Consider the following 16,950-nt stretch of genomic DNA (forward strand, 5'->3'; position numbering starts at 1 on the left):
GCGAGAGCGGTGGTCCGCGTCGCCCGTCCGTGCCACCACCCGGAACCGTTCCACCACCAGCATCGTCCCGTCGTCCACGGTGAAGGCCGGGTCGCCCAGGGCCTCCCGCATCTCCTCGCCGTGCCAGAAGCGCTCGTGCGCCGCGCGCCACTGCGGCACGGACAGATGTCCCTCGCCCTCGTCCAGGGCGAGGGACAGATCGGCCTCGCCGAGGGGCAGCACCCGGACCGCCGTCACCTCCACCACCGCGACCTCGCGCCCGTCCGAGTCGATCAGCGCCGACCGCTCGCCCACCTCGGGCAGGTCCTCGTCCTCGATCTCGTACTCCACGAGGAGCCCCGTCGTGGCGACCTTCTCGCCGGAGAGGACCGCCGCGACCAGCCGGTCCCGCAGCGGGCCGGGAAAGGCGAGGAGGAAGGGCTTGAGCGCGTGAGGGCCGGTCATGGCCGACAGTGTGTCAGCCATGACCGGCCCTCGGCGGTGCCGTGGGAACCTCCCCGGTCATGACACCGGGAGGTCCTCCCGGGCACGGAACCGGGAGGTTCCCTGGGTCACAACACCAGCGACAGGAGCAGCACGAAGACGATGCCGACGACCGAGATGATCGTCTCCATCACCGACCAGGTCTTGACCGTCTGGCCGACGTCCATCCCGAAGTACTCCTTGACCAGCCAGAACCCGGCGTCGTTGACATGGCTGAAGAAGAGCGAACCCGCGCCGATGGCGAGCACGAGCAGCGCCGTGTGGCTGGTCGACATGCCCTCCGCGAGCGGGGCCACCAGGCCCGCCGCCGAGATCGTCGCGACCGTCGCCGAGCCCGTGGCGAGCCGGATCGCGACCGCGATCAGCCAGGCCAGCAGCAGGGTCGGGATGGCCCAGTCCTTGGAGAAGTCCAGGATCATCTGGCCGACGCCGATGTCGATCAGGGTCTGCTTGAAGCCGCCGCCCGCGCCGACGATCATCAGCACGCCCGCGATGGGGCCGAGGGACTTCTCGACGATCGTCGACAGCCGCTCCTTGCCGAACCCGGCCGCGCGGCCCAGCGTGAAGAGGGCGACTATCACGGAGGCCAGCAGCGCGATCATCGGCGAGCCGATGACGTCGGTGACCTTCTGGAGCCCGTTCTCCGGGTCGTCGACGACGATGTCGACGAGCGCCTTCACCAGCATCAGGACGACCGGCAGCATCACGGTGGCGACGGTGACGCCGAAGCCGGGACGCTTCTCCAGGTCCTCGGAGGGCCGCACCGGGATCATGTTGTCGGGGGCGGGGACGTCCACCCAGCGCGCCGCGTAACGGGAGAAGAGCGGACCGGCGATGATCACGGTCGGCACGGCCACGACGAGACCGAGGGCGAGGGTGACGCCCAGATTGGCGTCGACCGCGTCGATCGCGACGAGCGGACCGGGGTGCGGCGGGATGAGCCCGTGCATCACGGAGAGACCGGCGAGGGCCGGGATGCCGATCCGCATCAGGGAGTAGTTGCCGCGCTTGGCGACGAGGAGCACGACCGGGATCAGCAGCACGATGCCGACCTCGAAGAAGAGCGGCAGACCGATCACCGACGCGATGAGCACCATCGCCCACGGCATGGCCCGGCCGCTCGCCCTGGCCAGGATCGTGTCGACGATCTGGTCGGCGCCGCCGGAGTCGGCGAGCAGCTTGCCGAGGATCGCGCCGAGGGCGATCAGCACGCCCACCCCGGCGACGGTGTTGCCGAGTCCGGTGCTGAAGGACTTGATGGCCGCGGCGAGCGGAGCACCGGCGAACGCGCCGAGCCCGAGCGACCCGATGGTCAGCGCCAGGAACGGGTGCAGCTTGAACTTGGTGATGAGCAGAACGATGACGGCGATGCCGGCGAGTACGGCGATGCCGAGCTGGGCGTTGCCTGCCGAGGTGATCGGTTCGGCGGCGTCCGCTGCCAGGATCTCGACGCTGAGACTGGTCACGGTGGGGTCCTCGGGGGTCAGTGGGTGAGCCGGCGCAGCGCGGCGGCGGCCCGGGCGGTGATCTCTTCGGGGGTGCCGGAGACGTCGACGGCGACGCCGGCCTCGTCGTCCCGCAAGGGCTGCAGGGTGGCGAACTGGGAGTCGAGGAGGGCGGTCGGCATGAAGTGCCCCTTGCGCCCGGCCATGCGCTCCTCGATGAGCTTCCGGTCACCGGTGAGGTGGAGGAAGACCACCCCGGGCGCGGCGGCGCGCAGCCGGTCCCGGTAGTCGCGCTTCAGCGCGGAACTGCTCACCACCCCGCCGAGCCCGGCCCTGTCGTGCGCCCAGGCTCCGATGGCGTCCAGCCAGGGAGCCCGGTCGGCGTCGTCCAGAGGGGTCCCGGCGGACATCTTGGCCACGTTGGCCGCCGGGTGGAAGTCGTCGCCCTCCGCGTAGGGGAGGCCGAGCGCCTCGGCGACCAGCGGACCGATGGTGGTCTTGCCGGTCCCCGAGACGCCCATCACGACGACGACCTGGGGGTGGGGGGTGGTGCTCATGAGGTGGTGCCTCGCTGTCTTCTTCGACATCGATCCGTCGGGCTCATGAAACCCATTGGGTACGACGTATTCAAGAGTCTGTGATGAAAAAGTAGTACTTTTAATCGGGATGAGATCGAAGAGGTGACGATGAAGGCGGTCGGAGAGGTGATCGTTCCGGCGTCCCGCATAGGCTTGCCGTCATGACGACACCGGCCCAGGGCCTCCACTCGCACGTCCTGGCCGTCCTGGGCCTCGCGATCACGGCGGGGGAGTACCCGCCCGGCACCGTGCTGCGCACCGACGAGCTGGCCCAGCGCTTCGACGTCTCCCGCACTGTGGTCCGCGAGGTCGTCCGCGTCCTGGAGTCCATGCACCTGGTGGAGTCCCGGCGCCGCGTCGGCGTGACCGTGCTCCCCACCGGAAGCTGGAACGTGTACGACCCCCAGGTCATCCGGTGGCGGCTCGCGGGCGCCGACCGCCCCCGTCAGCTCCGCTCGCTGACCGTGCTCCGGTCGGCCGTCGAGCCGGTCGCCGCCGGGCTCGCCGCCGCGCACGCCACCCCCGAGCAGTGCCGCGAGCTGACCGAACAGGCCCTCGGCATGGTGGCGACCTCGCGCGGGCGGCGACTGGACGAGTACCTCGTCCACGACGTCGCCTTCCACCGGATCGTGCTCAACGCCTCGGGGAACGAGATGTTCGCCCGCCTCGGCGACGTCGTCGCCGAGGTCCTCACCGGCCGCACCCACCACCATGTGATGTTCGAGGACCCCGATCCCGCGGCCGTCACCCTGCACGTCCAGGTCGCCGAGGCGGTACGGGAGCGGGACGCGGTCCGCGCCGAGGAACTGACCCGGCAGATCGCGGTCGGCGCCCTCCAGGAGCTGGACGTCCTCGCCCCCTGACCCGCCCGCGCCGGGCTCAGCGGGCCTCCCCGTCCTCCCGCGCGTCGAAGGTCTCCCGCGCGCGGGTGACGGCGGGCAGATGCTCCGACGCCCACGCGAGCAGGACGTCGACGGGCTCCCGGAGGGTCTTGCCGAGCGGGGTGATCCGGTATCGAACCCCCACCGGACGGGTCGCGAGGACCTCGCGCTCGACCACGCCGTTCCTTTCCAGCCGCCGGAGCGTCGCCGTCAGCGACTTCTGCGTGACCCGGGGGACGGCCCGGCGCAGCTCGTTGAAACGGCACGGGCGTTCGCAGAGCTCGTTGAGGACGCTGAGCGACCACTTGTCGAGGACCTGGTCGAGCAGCTCGCGGTGCGGAAGGTCGATGCGGAGCCCGTCGGCGGTGTCCACGGCGATACCTGGTCTCGTTGAAGTGTCCTTCTGTCGCTAAGTAGCTTACGGATACCTAGTGCGAGGAGAACACCATGACCGTTCGCCACCTCAGCCCCGAAGGCCTGCCGGGCCCCGTCCCGTACCACCAGGTGGCCGTCGGCACCGGCACGCGGCACGTCCATGTCGCCGGGCAGATCGCCCGCCGCGCGGACGGGACCCCGGTCGCCCCCGGTGACCTGGCCGGACAGGTCGCCCAGGCCCTGCGCAACACCTCCACCGGACTCGCGGGCGCGGGCGCCTCCTTCGCGGACGTGCTCCGCCTGACGTTCTACGTGACCCGGTGGAGCCCGGAGCGGGTCGACGACCTCATGGCGGGCGTGGCGGCCGTCGCCGACGAGATCGGGCTCGGCCTGCCCCTGCCGCCCTCCTCCCTCATCGGCGTCGAGTACCTCTTCGAGCCGGACGTGCTCGTCGAGATCGAGGCGACCGCGCTGCTCGACTGACCCCCGGCACCGGCGAACGCCCCGGTCACCGTGCGTGCCCCCGCGGGAACGTCCTGTGGGGGTCTCGCCTTTTGTCAGGAGATAGTGGTACGCAGGAGCCTTACAAGATCCGTTCGGAGGAAGGAAAGTTCGCGATGCCGCAGCACGTACAGGGGGTCATCGCCCCCGGCAGGAACGAACCGGTGCGGGTCGAGACGATCGTCATCCCCGACCCAGGCCCCGGCGAGGCCGTCGTCAAGATCCAGGCCTGCGGCGTCTGCCACACGGACCTGCACTACAAACAGGGTGCCATCAACGACGAGTTCCCCTTCCTCCTCGGCCACGAGGCGGCCGGAATCGTCGAGTCGGTCGGCGAGGGCGTCACCGAGGTCACCCCCGGCGACTTCGTGGTCCTCAACTGGCGCGCCGTCTGCGGCACCTGCCGCGCCTGTCTGCGCGGGCGCCCCTGGTACTGCTTCGCCACCCACAACGCGAAGCAGCGGATGACCCTGCTCGACGGCACGGAACTCTCCCCGGCCCTCGGCATCGGCGCCTTCGCCGAGAAGACCCTGGTCGCCGCCGGACAGTGCACCAAGGTCGACCCCGCCGTCGCCCCCGAGGTCGCGGGCCTCCTCGGCTGCGGCGTGATGGCCGGCATCGGCGCCGCGATCAACACCGGGAACGTCGGCCGGGGCGACACCGTCGCCGTCATCGGCTGCGGCGGCGTCGGCGACGCGGCCGTCGTCGGCTCCCGCCTCGCCGGAGCCGCGAAGATCATCGCCGTGGACATCGACGACCGGAAGCTGGAGACGGCGAAGGCGATGGGCGCCACCCACACCGTCAACTCCCGCTCCACCGACCCCGTCGAGGCGATCCGCGAGCTCACCGGCGGCTTCGGCGCCGACGTCGTCATCGAGGCCGTCGGCCGCCCCGAGACCTACCAGCAGGCCTTCTACGCCCGCGACCTGGCCGGGACCGTCGTCCTCGTCGGCGTCCCCACCCCCGAGATGAAGCTCGAACTGCCCCTCCTGGACGTCTTCGGCCGGGGCGGCGCCCTCAAGTCCTCCTGGTACGGCGACTGTCTGCCCTCCCGCGACTTCCCGATGCTGATCGACCTGCACCAGCAGGGCCGCATCGACCTCGCCGCCTTCGTCACCGAGACCATCGCCCTCGACGAGGTCGAGAAGGCCTTCGCCCGGATGCACGAGGGCGACGTCCTGCGCTCGGTGGTGGTGCTGTGATGGCCGCCCGCATCGACCACCTCGTCACCTCCGGCACCTTCAGCCTCGACGGCGGCACCTGGGACGTCGACAACAACGTCTGGATCGTCGGCGACGACACCGAGGCGATCGTCATCGACGCCGCGCACGACGCCGGGGCCATCCTCGCCGCGCTCGACGGCCGCGCCCTGCGCGCCATCGTCTGCACCCACGCCCACAACGACCACATCGACGCGGCACCGGCGCTCGCCGCCGCCACCGGCGCCCGCATCCTGCTCCACCCCGCCGACCAGCCGCTGTGGAAGCAGACCCACCCCGACCACAGCCCCGACGGCGACCTCGCCGACGGCCAGGTCCTCACCATCGCGGGCACCGACCTCACGGTCCTGCACACCCCGGGCCACGCCCCCGGCGCGGTCAGCCTGTACGCCCCCGACCTCGGCACCGTCTTCACCGGGGACACCCTCTTCCAGGGCGGTCCGGGCGCCACCGGCCGGTCCTTCTCGGACTTCCCGACGATCGTCGACTCGATCCGCGAGAAGCTCCTCGCCCTGCCGCCGGAGACGGTGGTGAGGACCGGCCACGGCGACACCACCACGGTCGGCGCCGAGGCCCCGCACCTCCAGGAATGGATCAGCCGAGGCCACTGAGGGCGAGACGGCTCCCGAAACTCCTCGGCACACCCGTGAACGGGTCGGTGAACTCCAGCGTCCGCGCCAGCAGTTGCAGCGGACGCCGGTGGTCCTCCGGCCCGTCCGCGCGGACCACCGGATAGACCGGGTCGTGCAGGATCGGCAGCCCCAGCGCGTTCATGTGCACCCGCAGCTGATGCGTGCGCCCGGTCTCCGGCACCAGCCGGTACCGCCCGAGCCCGCCCCGCCGCTCCACCAGCGCGATCCGGCTCAGACTGTTCGGCTCGCCCGGCACCTCCCGGGCGGCCATCACCCCCCGCTCCTTCTCGATCCGGCTGCGCACCGTCGCGGGGAGCACCACCGCCGGGTCGTACGGCGCCACAGCCTCGTACTCCTTGCGCACGAGCCGGTCCCGGAACAGCGTCTGGTACGCCCCCCGGTCCTCCTCCCGCACCACGAAGAGCACCAGCCCCGCCGTCAGCCGGTCGAGCCGGTGCGCGGGCTGCAGCCTGGGCAGCCCCAGCTCCCGCCGCAGCCGTGCGAGCGCGGTCTCGGTCACATGCCGTCCCCGGGGCATCGTGGCGAGGAAGTGCGGCTTGTCCGCGACCACGATCCGCTCGTCCCGGTGCACGACGCCGACCGGGAAGGGTACGGGCTCCTCGACGGGGAAGTCCCGGTGGAACCAGAGGTAGCGCCCCACGGCGTACGGCTCGTCCCCGGAGACGGGCCCGTCGGTCCCGACGAACCGGCCCTCCCGCAGCATCTCCTCGACCCGGCTCTCCCCGACGGCCGCCCCGTACCGCCCGACCAGATGGTCCCGTACGGTCCCCCAGGCTCCGGCGGAGTCCTCGGGCAGCCGCACCCGGACGGGATCGATCCCCTCCCGCTGGGGCAGCGGCGAGGCGGGCGCCTTCGCTCTCCTTCTCACCGCTCCGCCTCGGGTCAGTGCCTAAGCACGCGAAAGCCCCGGCCGAATGAGAATCGTCCGGGGCTCCATGCAGGTGTCCGAGGGGGGCTTGAACTCTCCGCTCGGGCACCAGCCCACTACTCCTGTGACCTGCGAGGATATCAGAGACACGCCGTAGGTTCGCCGGGGCTGGTCGGCCACAGGGTGCCGACGCGTTGTACTGCCGGGGACGGAGGGGCCCGGACGTCCTCGGTGCGCGCGGTGCTGAGCCAGATGCTCAGGACGTAGGTGCAGTCCTGGTCGGCAAACTCCGTACGGAACGGCTGACGGGCCCGCAGGGTCTCGCGGACGTACCCGTCCGTCCCGTCGTCCTCCGCCCATTTCCGCAGGTCGTCACAGCAGTGGGAGCCCGGCCGAGCCACGTGGTACGTGCGAGGCGGGAGCCAGTCGACCTGTGCGGGGTCGGGGTCGAGCCGGTCGGCCAGCCGCAGGGCCTCACCCCGGAGCCAGCGCACCACGAGCTTGGGGGAGATGACCTCGACCCGCCCGAGGCTGTACGTCGTCGGCAGCCAGGTCCCGGCGACGGGCCCCACCGCGTACACCTCGCCGACGTAGGCGGGCAGTATCACCGCCCTCAGCCCTGTCACGGCGACATCTCCGGCCGACGCAGGTAGACGGTCGTGCCCCTGCCGAGGACGCTCTCAGCCCGCAGGGGCCCCGCCCAGACCACGCGGACCAGGTCACGGCGTCCGCCCGCGGGCGTCACGACCGCTCCGCCGACAGCGGAGTGATCAGCGTGCGGATGTCTGCCCACTCCGCCACCGACGGCTCCCTGAGAGTGCGGGCCGACGCGGGCCACTGCGCACCACCGCCGGGCGGGCGAAGGATGAACAGCCCGTGGTCCTTCCGGACGATCTTGCCGTACCGGACACGCCCACCGCTGGTGTCCACCGCGTACCTGTTCACGACGGGGGACCACTCAACTGCTCCCATGGGAGCAGCGATAGTGCGGAGACGGTGCAACTTTGCGGAAGGCACCACAAAACTCCTTGCGCCAATTCGGACTTGGGGAGTTCAACGCTAGAGGGAGTGACCTAGTACATGGCACCCTCTGACCTAGGTCACAAAGGTGGATCGATGGAGTGACCTAGTACATCCACACTGACCTAGGTCATTGGCCTGAGAGGTGGAACCAGTGAGCGACGAACCCGCTACGCCGAAGTACATGCAGATCGCGGACACTTTGAGGCAGTCCGTCCTTGACGGCGAGCGCGCCGAGGGGAGCAAGCTCCCCAGCAACCGGCAACTGGCGTCCACGTACGGGGTCGCGATCGCGACGGTGCAGCGTGCCCTCGAACAGCTGTCCGTTGAGGGGATCATCAGGACCAGCCAGCGCGGAACCTTCGTCTCCAACACCCCTTCTGTGAGCAGTTCGGGCAGGGATCGAGTAGCCCGCGTGCTTTCGACCGGTTCACCTTTCACCACCGGCGAGCACTGCCTTGTGACCAAGGCGGAACTCAAGGTGCCCCCCCTGTACGTCCAAGAGATCTTCGGTCTCGGAGAGGGGGATCAGGTCGTCATGCGTGAATGGCACGTTGGCCAGGGTTCGCAGCGCCGAGGGCTTCATGTGGCCTGGTACCCGGCGCAGTTCGCCGCTTCGGTGCCTTCCCTGCTGTCCTTCAACCGGGGCAAGGTGCACTCGATGCTCAGCGATGTCATCGCGGCAACGGGGCGCCGCCCGACGAACGGACGGGATGACATGCACGGCCGTGACGCGGATGCCCGTGAGGCGAACTACCTGGGTCTCCGCGTCGGGTCACCGATCTTGGCGGGTGCTACTCGCCTTTGGGATGACGTGGGGGTAATCGAGTACTCGGAATGGTGCCTCCCGTACCGGCACGTGATCGGGTACGCCTACGAACTGTGAGCCCTGGGAGTACGTCCCTGGAGCTAGCCGTTCGACAGGAGCGCCCCGGCCGGATGTGTTCTGGCTGGGGCGTTTGCTTCGGCTGGAGGCACGGCAGGGTCACGAACGATCTGGAGGCCGGGGAGAACCCCGTAGAGGTCTCCGGGGACGTCCGGCACCACTCGCCGGGCCGCACCGTGGCCCGGTACGGCCACTCACGTAAGCACGGAGGCCCACCGACTGCGGCGCGGGCCGACTCGGCCTGTCATCCCTGGTCTGACCAGGAAGTTTCTCGGCTGTTGGTCACGTGGTGGGTCACGCCACGGCCAGAAAAAGCAAAAAACCCCAGATCAACTGGGGTCTTAGCTGGTGTCCGAGGGGGGACTTGAACCCCCACGCCCGATAAAGGGCACTAGCACCTCAAGCTAGCGCGTCTGCCATTCCGCCACCCGGACAAGGTGTCTGTCTTCCTGGCCGCTGGGCCCTTCCGACGTGGAAAACAATACCAGGATCCGAGGTGGCCGATCACCACCCCCGGTGGGCCCCCGTCATGTGACGGGAGCATGTCGGCGGAGGGCCGCCCTTGGGCCGGAGAGGGGGCGCGCGGGAGGATGGGGGCGAGCACCGAAGCAGTCACGTGGGGCACCTAGTGGGAGGAAGCAGCGTGAGCGAGTCGAACACCGGCCGGAGCGTCACCGCGGAGAACGAGGTCGTCGACCTCTGCCGCGACCTCATCCGCATCGACACCAGCAACTACGGCGACCACTCCGGGCCGGGGGAGCGGGCCGCGGCGGAGTACATCGCCGAGCAGCTCGCGGAAGTGGGCCTCGAACCGAAGATCATCGAGTCGCACAAGGGCCGGGCCTCCACCGTCGCCCGCATCGAGGGCGAGGACCCCTCCCGCCCCGCCCTGCTCATCCACGGCCACACCGACGTCGTCCCGGCCAACGCCGAGGACTGGACCCACCACCCCTTCTCCGGCGAGGTCGCCGACGGCTGTGTCTGGGGCCGTGGCGCCGTGGACATGAAGGACATGGACGCGATGACCCTCGCGGTCGTACGGGACCGGCTGCGCAGTGGCCGCAAGCCCCCGCGCGACATCGTCCTCGCCTTCCTCGCCGACGAGGAGGCGGGCGGCACCTACGGCGCCCGGCACCTGGTCGACAAGCACCGGGGCCTCTTCGACGGGGTCACCGAGGCCATCGGCGAGGTCGGCGGCTTCTCCTTCACCGTCAACGAGAACCTGCGGCTCTATCTGGTCGAGACGGCCCAGAAGGGTATGCACTGGATGCGCCTGACCGTCGAGGGCACGGCCGGCCACGGCTCGATGACCAACGACGACAACGCCATCACCGAGCTGTGCGAGGCGGTCGGCCGCCTCGGCCGCCACCAGTGGCCGGTCAGGGTGACCAAGACCGTACGGTCCTTCCTGGACGAGCTCTCGGACGCGCTCGGCACCCCGCTCGACCCCGAGGACATGGACGGCACCCTCGCCAAGCTCGGCGGGATCGCCAAGATGGTCGGCGCCACCCTCCGCAACTCGGCCGCCCCGACCATGCTCGGCGCCGGGTACAAGGTCAACGTGATCCCCGGCCAGGCCACCGCGCACGTCGACGGACGGTTCCTGCCCGGCTACGAGCAGGAGTTCCTGGCCGACCTCGACCGCATCCTCGGCCCCCGCGTGAAGCGCGAGGACGTGCACGGCGACAAGGCCCTGGAGACCACCTTCGACGGAGCCCTGGTGGACGCCATGCAGCTGGCACTGCGCGCCGAGGACCCGATCGCCCGCGCCGTGCCGTACATGCTCTCCGGCGGCACCGACGCCAAGTCCTTCGACGACCTCGGCATCCGCTGCTTCGGCTTCGCGCCGCTCCAGCTCCCGCCGGAGCTGGACTTCGCCGGGATGTTCCACGGCGTGGACGAGCGGGTACCGGTGGACGGCCTGAAGTTCGGCGTCCGGGTCCTGGACCGGTTCATCGACGCCTGCTGAACCGGGCACCCTCCGGGCACCCGCCGGCCGCCCGATTCGTCCGCGCGTTCGCATGTGACCGGAAAGAGTGAATGAACACAGGGGCTCGTAGCCCTCACCATTCCCCCTCGTTACAGGTGTGCGGTCCGCGGCTGGGACCGCATTGCCAACTAGGAGGAATAATGATCAAGAAGGTCGTCGCCGCTGCGGCTGCCACGGGCGGTCTCGTTCTCGCGGGCGCGGGCATGGCCGTCGCCGACGCCGGTGCCCAGGGTGCCGCCATCGGTTCCCCCGGTGTCCTCTCGGGCAACGTCGTCCAGGTGCCGGTTCACGTTCCCGTGAACCTGTGCGGCAACACGGTCTCCGTGATCGGTCTGCTGAACCCCGCCTTCGGCAACACCTGCGTCAACGCCTGACATCGGGCTTCGCCCCCTGAGGGCGTGAGTCCGTCCGGCCCCGGAGTGCGTGCCATGCACTCCGGGGCCGGTGGTCATTTCCGCCCCGGGTCCACTGCCCGGTGGCTCTCTCCTCGAAGCCGAGCAGGCAGGGAAAACAGCTATGCGACAGGTCACGCGCAAGGGTCTCGTCACCGTTGCGGCAGCCGGAGGAATCTTCGCCGCGATCGGCGGCGGCTACGCCCACGCCGATTCCGGCGCGCAGGGCGCGGCCACGAACTCCCCGGGCATCGCGTCCGGCAATTCCGTCCAGGTCCCGGTGCACGTGCCGGTGAACGCCTGCGGGAACACCGTCAACGCCGTCGGGTTGCTCAACCCGGCGATGGGCAACACGTGCGCCAACACCTCCAAGCCCGGGAAACCCGGGGGGAATCCGGGCGGTGGCTCCTCCGCCGACGGGCCCGCGAACCACTCTCCCGGCATCGCCTCCGGCAACACCGTCAAGGTGCCGGTCGACGTCCCCGTGAACGTGTGCGGCAACAGCGTCACGGGAGTCGGCCTGCTCAACCCGGCGGCGGGCAACCGCTGCGCCGACGGCGCCGAGCCGGCCCGCCCCGGGAATCCCGGCCACCCGGGCAACCCCGGGAATCCGAGCACCCCCGGGAATCCAGGCACTCCGGGTAAGCCCGGTACCCCCGGCAACCCGGGCACCCCCGAGGGGCCCAAGAGCGAGGGCGGGACCGACACCCCCGGCGAGCACCCCGCCGCCCCGCCCCGCGCCTTCGAGAAGCTGGCGGAGACCGGCTCGGGACCGCTCGGCGTGATCGTCCCCGCCGGAGCGGGACTGCTGCTCGCGGGCTCGCTGATCTACCGCCGCGCCCGCCGCGCCGCCTGACCCCTCCGGAACCCCGCAAGACCCGTCCGACGCACCACGCACAGGGGCCCCGCACACCGCGGGGCCCCTTCTCGTCCGCTCACCAGGTCGCCCGGACCTGGCGGATGATCCGCCGCTTCAGCCGCACCCTGCGACTCCCGTCCCGGTGCAGGCTGAGACGGTCCAACTCCCAGTGCCCGTACTCCGCGTGGTCCGTCAGCAGTCGTGCGGCCTCCTTGCGGGAGACGCCGCGCGGCACGTACACGTCGACAAATTCGTATTCCGGCATCGCATCTATTGTGCGGGCACCGCCCTGGTACGGATAGCGTCTGTCCCATGTCTGATGCTGCGCAGCCCACCGCTGCCGAGGTACGCGCCGCCGCCGAGGCGGTCAAAGCCGCACTGGACCGTCACCTCGCGGCGGTCGAACGCCGCTCGGGGGACGACGACACGGCCGTCTACGAAGCCTTCAACGCCCTTGCCACGGCGGCCGAGGCCTACGACGAACTCCTCTACGACCGCTACGACGAGGTCACCCCCTTCGAGATCCCCGGAGCCGACGGCGCGCTGCCGCCGTACTCCGGACCTGACGAACCCCATGCCCTCAGCCTCCTGATCCGCCGCGACTACGCGGTGGCGGAACCCCAGCGGCTGCTGGCCCAGGCGCGTCGCGTCGCCGGGGCCGACGGACCGGCGGACCCCACCGGGCCGGGAGCCAGGGCGGGCGTCTCACCGCTCGCCGCGCTCGGCGTGCTCTTCGGCGAGTACGAACCCGACGAGATCGCCTCGCGCCACAAGGAGTTCGGTCTGGAGGAAGGCGACTCCACGCTCTGGGTCACCGCCGCCGAAGAGCTTCCCGAACCGGGGGAGTGGCTCGACGCGCCCTTCGAGCACGTCGACCCGGAGCGGATCGTCTGCCGCTTCGACGTCAGCGCCGTCTTCGACGAGGACGCCGAGGACGACGAGGAGGAGCACGAAGAGGACGCCGAGCACGAAGAGGACGGCGACGGCGAGGAGGACGCCGAGGACCACGGAGCCGAGGACGACGACGGAGCCGAGGTGGTGGACGCCCGCCGCTCCGGCGTCTGACCGGCCCCAGGGGCCGTCGGCCGGGCGCCGACCGGGGGACCCGCACGGAGCGAGCCGGGACGACCGGGGGAGACGGCGGAGGGCCGGGACACCGATCATGGTGTCCCGGCCCTCCGCCGTTCCGCGCCCCGGCTCCCGCCGGTCACGCCCACCCGGGCCCGGGTGGGGTGCCTGGCGACACGGAGGGAACGCCCCGGCCGCTCCGGCAGCGCCCCGAGGTGTCGTGCCGGGCCCCGTCCGGTCCGGGCCCCGGACCGGACGGGAGCCGAAAGAGCGGCCTACTTCTCCGGTACGGCCAGCAGCGCTTCCAGGAGCGGGCGCAGCCGGGTCGTACGCTCCGGGGCCACGCCCTCGGCCACCGCGCGGGGCAGCGCCTGCTCCACGCCGTGCACGACCGACAGATGGCGCTCCGCCCGGCCGAACGCCGTGTACACCCACGGGCGGCTCAGCCCCCCGGCGGCGTCCCCGGGCAGCACCACGACCACCGCGGGCCAGCGCGCCCCGGCCGCCTGATGCGCGGTGAGCGCCCAGCCGTGCCGCAGCTCCGACTCCAGCCGGTCCCGGGGCACCACCGGCGTCCCGTCCCCGCACCGCAACCGCAGGCCCTCCGGCTCGGCCCCCACGACCGTGCCCGTCACCGTCAGGCCCGGCGCCGGGGCGTACGCCACCCGGTCGCCCGGGTCGTAGCCGCCGAACCGGCCGGGTCCGGGGTTGAGCCGCTGCTTCAGGGCCGCGTTCAGCGCGCGCGTACCGGCCGAGCCGCCGTGGCCGACCGTGACCACCTGCGTCTGCTCCGGCGGCACCCCGATCGCCCTGGGCACCGAGTCGGCCACCAGTTGGACCGTACGGTGCACGGCCTCGCCCGCGTCCCGCACCGGGACGATGACGATCTCCTTGCCGGGCGCCTCCACCCGGTTCAGTTCGCCCGCGCCGATGCCCGACACCAGCTCCCCGAGCGGCCCCGGGTCGGGCAGCCGCGAGGCGACCCGGGGGCACACCCGGGCCGCGAGCACATCGGCGAAGACCCGCCCGGCACCGGGCGCGCCCAGCACCTCCGGGTCGCCTCCCAGCACCAGACGGCAGCCGTCGGGGAGGGACTCCACGAGCAGCGCGGCGGTCTCCACGTCCAGCTGCGGGGCGTCCAGGACCACCAGGAGGTCCAGGGCCAGGGCGCCGTCCTCGTCCCGGCCGGGCCCCGCCGTCCCCGAGAGCAGCGCGGCCACCGTCACCGCGTCCGCCGCCCCGTCGCCGAGCGCCCGGCGCCCGCCGTCGGAGTGGACGGCGACCAGGGCGCGCAGCCCGCGCGCGCGGGCCGCCGCCGCGAGGGCCACCGGTTCGGTCCGGGCGGCCTCGCCGCCCGTGTGCAGGACCAGGCCGTGCGCCCCGGTGGCACGCTCCAGCTCGGAGCCGTCCCAGGGCGCGGCCGTCGCGGTCCGTACGAGCCGGGCGAGGCCCTCCGCGAGGCTCTCCTCCGCGAGCGCGTACCGGTCGAGACCGAGCAGCGCGGGCGGGGCGGGCACCTCGGAGGCGGGCGCGGCGGTGGCCTCGCCCTCCCCGTGCTCCTCCTCGTCCCCGTGCTCCTCGTCCCCCTCGGGTTCCTCGGGGGGTTCCTCCTGGAAGAGGAGCACCGCGCCCGCCGAGACCGCCTCCTCGACCGCCGCGTCCGGATCGGGCACCCGGTGCCCGGCGAGCCCGGCGCGCACGGCTCCGGCCTCCAGCGCGGTGTCGCCCCGGAGCGCGGCCCGCTCCAGGAGCCACACCGTCAGGGCGACGGCGCGGCGCGGGTCGTCAGGGGCACACGCGGGGCCGAGCAGCGCCCGCGCGAAGCCGTCGGCCTGCTCGGGGCGCACCCCGGGCACGGCGAGCAGCTGCCAGGGGTCGTCGAGCAGCGCGGCGGCGGCCCCCTCGCCGAACGCCCCGGCGATCTGCCCGGCCAGCGCCTCGGGGGCACCGCCCCTGGCCAGGACCTCCCGGACGGCGTCGGTGGTGCCGGGTGCCGGTGCGGACGGGCGGGCGGGCCCGGACGGGCGGGCGGCCGTCGGCGCGGACCCGGGTTCTGACCCGGACCCGGACCCGGGGCCGGGTCCGGCGGCAGGTCCGGCGGCGGGGCGGCGGGGGGCGGGCTCGGGGGACTCGTAGAAGGCACTGCCCGAGGCCTTGCCGCCCTCGACGGCCCGTACGGCGGCGAGGAGGTCGGCCGCCGTGCCGCTGAGGCCGGTGCCGCTCGTCACCGTCCCTTCCTTGCCCGCCTTCCGCGCCTCGATCCTGGCCCGCAGCTCGCGCTGGGCGGCCAGCTCGGCCTGCGCCTCGCTCAGCTCGGGCGTACCCGTGCCCGTACCCGTGCCCGTACTTGTATCCGTACCTTCGGCCCGGTCGGCGGCCTCCCCTGCGGGAACGGTGTCCGCCGCGTCGGCCCCGTCCCCGGCGCCGCCCTCGCTCCCGGCCTCCGGCGGAGCGTCCCCGCTCCCGGCCCCGTCCTCGGGCGGTGCCTCTTCGGTCCCGTCCCCCGGCGCCGTGCCGGTCCCCTCGGGCGCGGCCTCCGGGGACACGTCCCCATCCCGGGCGTCGGCCTCCGGGGACGTGTCCCCGGGTCCGGCCTGTGGTGGTACGGACCCCGGTCCGTGCCCGGCTTCGGTCTCCGACGGCGTGTCCCCGGTCCCGGTGGTCTCCCCCGCGTGCTCGGCGGGTGCCGTGTCATCGGGGGACTCGGGTGCCTCGGGTGCGGTCCCCCCGGAAGGCTCGGTCACAAGGTGCTCCAGTCGTGATCCGGATAGCGGTGCACGGGCGCCGACACATCGTCCAGCGCCCGGCAGATCTCGTCAGGAAGACTAAGGGTCTCCACCGACAACGCGGCCGTGAGCTGGCGCGCCGTGCGCGCGCCGACGATCGGGGCGGTCACTCCCGGCCGGTCGCGGACCCAGGCGAGCGCCACGTGCAGCGGGGTGGTGGCGAGCCCGTCGGCGGCCATGGCGACCGCTTCCACGATCCGGCTCGCCGGTTCGTCGAGGTACGGCTCCACGAACGGCCCCATCGTCTCCGACGCGCCCCGCGAGTCCGTCGGCGTCCCGCTCCGGTACTTGCCGGTGAGGACCCCGCGCCCGAGCGGCGACGAGGGCAGCAGTCCTATGCCCAGGTCCTGGGCGGCGGGCAGCACCTCGCGCTCCACGCCCCGCTGCAGCAGCGAGTACTCCAGCTGCGCCCCGGCGAGCCGGGTCCGGTCGCCGCCGAGCTGCCAGGTGCCCGCCTTGGCGAGCTGCCAGCCGCAGAAGTTGGCCACGCCCGCGTACCGCGCCCGCCCGCTGCGCACGGCGATGTCGAGGGCCTGGAGCGACTCCTCCAGGGGCGTGTGCGGGTCGTAGGCGTGCAGCTGCCACAGGTCCACGTGGTCGGTGCCGAGCCGGGCGAGGGAGGCGTCGAGAGCGGCGAGCAGATGGCCCCGGGAGCCGTCCGTGCGCCGGTCGGGGTCCGGCACGCTGCCCGCCTTGGTCGACAGGACGAGGTCCTGCCGGGACACGAGCCGTTCCATCAGCCGCCCGAGCAGGTACTCGGCCTCGCCCCCGCCGTACACGTCGGCGGTGTCGACGAGCGTGCCGCCCGCGTCCCAGAACGCCTTCAACTGCTCGGCGGCGTCGTGCTCGTCGGTGTCCCGGCCCCAGGTGAGGGTGCCGAGTCCGATGCGCGACACGCGCAGGCCGGTACGTCCGAGATGCCTCTGCTCCATGGGCGCGAGAGTA

General features: G+C 72.2%; 18 protein-coding genes, 1 tRNA gene and 1 pseudogene. 9 read left to right on the plus strand and 11 right to left on the minus strand.

Annotated features, from left to right (window positions below):
- Window positions 1–21 precede the first annotated feature (21 nt).
- The 3 genes and pseudogenes from ACFXGN_RS27560 to ACFXGN_RS27570 all read right to left on the minus strand — a co-directional run.
- Window positions 22–444: pseudogene (locus tag ACFXGN_RS27560) on the minus strand (ASCH domain-containing protein); the annotation flags it as partial.
- Window positions 445–551: 107 nt separating this feature from the next.
- Window positions 552–1,949 carry a gluconate:H+ symporter gene (locus tag ACFXGN_RS27565; protein ID WP_384864337.1) on the minus strand — a complete coding sequence of 466 codons (1,398 nt, stop codon included), beginning with the start codon at window positions 1,947–1,949 and terminating at the stop codon, window positions 552–554.
- A 17-nt stretch (window positions 1,950–1,966) separates the two neighbouring features.
- Entirely contained in the window at window positions 1,967–2,485 is a 519-nt protein-coding gene (locus ACFXGN_RS27570) for a gluconokinase (protein WP_384864339.1), read from the minus strand.
- 182 nt (window positions 2,486–2,667) lie between these two features.
- Between ACFXGN_RS27570 and ACFXGN_RS27575 the strand changes: the two genes are divergently transcribed.
- The gene (locus ACFXGN_RS27575) at window positions 2,668–3,369 is read left to right on the plus strand and encodes an FCD domain-containing protein (RefSeq protein ID WP_351788727.1); all 702 of its coding nucleotides are present in this window, start codon (window positions 2,668–2,670) and stop codon (window positions 3,367–3,369) included.
- A 16-nt stretch (window positions 3,370–3,385) separates the two neighbouring features.
- On the opposite strand, the gene ACFXGN_RS27580 is transcribed toward ACFXGN_RS27575, so the two are convergent.
- Entirely contained in the window at window positions 3,386–3,760 is a 375-nt protein-coding gene (locus ACFXGN_RS27580) for a winged helix-turn-helix transcriptional regulator (RefSeq protein WP_384864341.1), read from the minus strand.
- A 74-nt stretch (window positions 3,761–3,834) separates the two neighbouring features.
- On the opposite strand from ACFXGN_RS27580, the gene ACFXGN_RS27585 reads away from it, so the two are divergent.
- The 3 genes from ACFXGN_RS27585 to ACFXGN_RS27595 all read left to right on the plus strand — a co-directional run bounded on the left by ACFXGN_RS27585 (window position 3,835) and on the right by ACFXGN_RS27595 (window position 6,094).
- A complete protein-coding gene (locus tag ACFXGN_RS27585) occupies window positions 3,835–4,245 on the plus strand; it encodes a RidA family protein (RefSeq protein WP_384864343.1) in 411 nt (136 codons plus the stop codon).
- A gap of 134 nt (window positions 4,246–4,379) precedes the next feature.
- The gene (locus ACFXGN_RS27590; RefSeq protein WP_384864345.1) at window positions 4,380–5,465 is read left to right on the plus strand and encodes an S-(hydroxymethyl)mycothiol dehydrogenase; all 1,086 of its coding nucleotides are present in this window, start codon (window positions 4,380–4,382) and stop codon (window positions 5,463–5,465) included.
- Window positions 5,465–6,094: an MBL fold metallo-hydrolase gene (locus tag ACFXGN_RS27595; protein WP_384864347.1), complete on the plus strand. Its 630-nt coding sequence runs from the start codon at window positions 5,465–5,467 to the stop codon at window positions 6,092–6,094. Before ACFXGN_RS27590 ends, ACFXGN_RS27595 begins: the two co-directional genes overlap by 1 nt.
- Here ACFXGN_RS27595 and ACFXGN_RS27600 read toward each other — a convergent pair.
- The 3 genes from ACFXGN_RS27600 to ACFXGN_RS27610 all read right to left on the minus strand — a co-directional run bounded on the left by ACFXGN_RS27600 (window position 6,078) and on the right by ACFXGN_RS27610 (window position 7,976).
- Window positions 6,078–7,004 (minus strand): pseudouridine synthase, encoded by a 927-nt coding sequence (locus ACFXGN_RS27600; RefSeq protein WP_384864349.1) that lies wholly within the window; start codon window positions 7,002–7,004, stop codon window positions 6,078–6,080. The two genes, ACFXGN_RS27595 and ACFXGN_RS27600, sit on opposite strands and share 17 nt — an antisense overlap.
- Window positions 7,005–7,144: 140 nt before the next feature.
- Complete coding sequence (locus ACFXGN_RS27605; protein WP_384864351.1) at window positions 7,145–7,630, minus strand: hypothetical protein; 486 nt, start codon at window positions 7,628–7,630, stop codon at window positions 7,145–7,147.
- A 115-nt stretch (window positions 7,631–7,745) separates the two neighbouring features.
- Window positions 7,746–7,976 carry a hypothetical protein gene (locus ACFXGN_RS27610; RefSeq protein ID WP_384864353.1) on the minus strand — a complete coding sequence of 77 codons (231 nt, stop codon included), beginning with the start codon at window positions 7,974–7,976 and terminating at the stop codon, window positions 7,746–7,748.
- A gap of 202 nt (window positions 7,977–8,178) precedes the next feature.
- Here ACFXGN_RS27610 and ACFXGN_RS27615 point away from each other — a divergent pair, with 202 nt between their 5' ends.
- Complete coding sequence (locus ACFXGN_RS27615; protein WP_384864355.1) at window positions 8,179–8,910, plus strand: GntR family transcriptional regulator; 732 nt, start codon at window positions 8,179–8,181, stop codon at window positions 8,908–8,910.
- 346 nt (window positions 8,911–9,256) lie between these two features.
- Here ACFXGN_RS27615 and ACFXGN_RS27620 read toward each other — a convergent pair.
- A tRNA-Leu gene (locus ACFXGN_RS27620) sits at window positions 9,257–9,344 on the minus strand.
- Window positions 9,345–9,553: 209 nt separating this feature from the next.
- On the opposite strand from ACFXGN_RS27620, the gene ACFXGN_RS27625 reads away from it, so the two are divergent.
- From ACFXGN_RS27625 to ACFXGN_RS27635, 3 genes are all read left to right on the plus strand, one after another.
- The gene (locus tag ACFXGN_RS27625; RefSeq protein WP_366444138.1) at window positions 9,554–10,879 is read left to right on the plus strand and encodes a M20/M25/M40 family metallo-hydrolase; all 1,326 of its coding nucleotides are present in this window, start codon (window positions 9,554–9,556) and stop codon (window positions 10,877–10,879) included.
- 161 nt (window positions 10,880–11,040) lie between these two features.
- Window positions 11,041–11,274, plus strand: a complete 234-nt coding sequence (gene chpH, locus ACFXGN_RS27630; protein WP_030218232.1) for a chaplin ChpH — start codon at window positions 11,041–11,043, stop codon at window positions 11,272–11,274.
- Window positions 11,275–11,416: 142 nt separating this feature from the next.
- Window positions 11,417–12,148, plus strand: a complete 732-nt coding sequence (locus tag ACFXGN_RS27635; RefSeq protein ID WP_384864357.1) for a chaplin family protein — start codon at window positions 11,417–11,419, stop codon at window positions 12,146–12,148.
- Window positions 12,149–12,227: 79 nt separating this feature from the next.
- Here the strand turns inward: ACFXGN_RS27635 and ACFXGN_RS27640 are convergent, their stop codons facing one another.
- Window positions 12,228–12,416: a DUF5703 family protein gene (locus ACFXGN_RS27640; protein ID WP_030692832.1), complete on the minus strand. Its 189-nt coding sequence runs from the start codon at window positions 12,414–12,416 to the stop codon at window positions 12,228–12,230.
- Between the two features lie 47 nt (window positions 12,417–12,463).
- Between ACFXGN_RS27640 and ACFXGN_RS27645 the strand changes: the two genes are divergently transcribed.
- A complete protein-coding gene (locus ACFXGN_RS27645) occupies window positions 12,464–13,216 on the plus strand; it encodes a hypothetical protein (protein WP_384864359.1) in 753 nt (250 codons plus the stop codon).
- 278 nt (window positions 13,217–13,494) lie between these two features.
- On the opposite strand, the gene ACFXGN_RS27650 is transcribed toward ACFXGN_RS27645, so the two are convergent.
- Entirely contained in the window at window positions 13,495–15,963 is a 2,469-nt protein-coding gene (locus ACFXGN_RS27650) for a helix-hairpin-helix domain-containing protein (RefSeq protein ID WP_384864361.1), read from the minus strand.
- Window positions 15,960–16,937, minus strand: a complete 978-nt coding sequence (locus ACFXGN_RS27655) for an aldo/keto reductase (protein WP_384864363.1) — start codon at window positions 16,935–16,937, stop codon at window positions 15,960–15,962. Before ACFXGN_RS27655 ends, ACFXGN_RS27650 begins: the two co-directional genes overlap by 4 nt.
- Window positions 16,938–16,950 lie beyond the last annotated feature (13 nt).

The organism is Streptomyces sp. NPDC059247, from assembly GCF_042754005.1.
Classification (GTDB): Bacteria; Actinomycetota; Actinomycetes; order Streptomycetales; family Streptomycetaceae; genus Streptomyces.

Bases quoted from the DNA above. Each gene is read 5' to 3' on its own strand.
- ACFXGN_RS27570 (WP_384864339.1), bottom strand. From the start codon at position 2,485: ATGAGCACCACCCCCCACCCCCAGGTCGTCGTCGTGATGGGCGTCTCG.
- ACFXGN_RS27575 (WP_351788727.1), top strand. From the start codon at position 2,668: ATGACGACACCGGCCCAGGGCCTCCACTCGCACGTCCTGGCCGTCCTG.
- ACFXGN_RS27585 (WP_384864343.1), top strand. From the start codon at position 3,835: ATGACCGTTCGCCACCTCAGCCCCGAAGGCCTGCCGGGCCCCGTCCCG.
- ACFXGN_RS27590 (WP_384864345.1), top strand. From the start codon at position 4,380: ATGCCGCAGCACGTACAGGGGGTCATCGCCCCCGGCAGGAACGAACCG.
- ACFXGN_RS27595 (WP_384864347.1), top strand. From the start codon at position 5,465: ATGGCCGCCCGCATCGACCACCTCGTCACCTCCGGCACCTTCAGCCTC.
- ACFXGN_RS27610 (WP_384864353.1), bottom strand. From the start codon at position 7,976: ATGGGAGCAGTTGAGTGGTCCCCCGTCGTGAACAGGTACGCGGTGGAC.
- chpH (WP_030218232.1), top strand. From the start codon at position 11,041: ATGATCAAGAAGGTCGTCGCCGCTGCGGCTGCCACGGGCGGTCTCGTT.
- ACFXGN_RS27635 (WP_384864357.1), top strand. From the start codon at position 11,417: ATGCGACAGGTCACGCGCAAGGGTCTCGTCACCGTTGCGGCAGCCGGA.
- ACFXGN_RS27640 (WP_030692832.1), bottom strand. From the start codon at position 12,416: ATGCCGGAATACGAATTTGTCGACGTGTACGTGCCGCGCGGCGTCTCC.
- ACFXGN_RS27645 (WP_384864359.1), top strand. From the start codon at position 12,464: ATGTCTGATGCTGCGCAGCCCACCGCTGCCGAGGTACGCGCCGCCGCC.
- ACFXGN_RS27655 (WP_384864363.1), bottom strand. From the start codon at position 16,937: ATGGAGCAGAGGCATCTCGGACGTACCGGCCTGCGCGTGTCGCGCATC.